Annotated in this window: 1 protein-coding gene; it reads left to right on the top strand. The window is 42.7% G+C overall.

What is annotated here, in order from left to right:
- Positions 1 to 21: 21 nt before the first annotated feature.
- A partial coding sequence (locus F0U44_RS24445) for a 40S ribosomal protein S17 (protein ID WP_149730653.1) occupies positions 22 to 321 on the top strand: 300 nt, incomplete at its 3' end.

Below are 321 nucleotides of genomic sequence, written 5' to 3'. Positions count from 1 at the left end.
CAGCGCTGTACAACTTCAGCCATGGGTCGTGTCCGGACTAAAACCGTCAAGAAAGCGGCGAAGATTATTATTGAAAAATACTATACAAGATTAACACTTGATTTTGATACAAATAAAAGAATATGTGAAGAAATCGCTATCATTCCTACCAAGCCTCTTAGGAATAAAATTGCTGGATTTGCCACACATTTAATGAGGCGTCTCAGACACTCGCAAGTGCGAGGAATCTCTATCAAACTTCAGGAAGAGGAGCGTGAGAGGCGTGACAACTATGTCCCAGAAGTGTCTGCTCTCGAACATGACATCATCGAAGTAGACCCC

The organism is Nocardioides humilatus (assembly GCF_008373755.1).
In the GTDB taxonomy this organism is placed as follows: domain Bacteria; phylum Actinomycetota; class Actinomycetes; order Propionibacteriales; family Nocardioidaceae; genus Nocardioides; species Nocardioides humilatus.
This window is presented reverse-complemented; position numbering and strand designations above follow the sequence as displayed.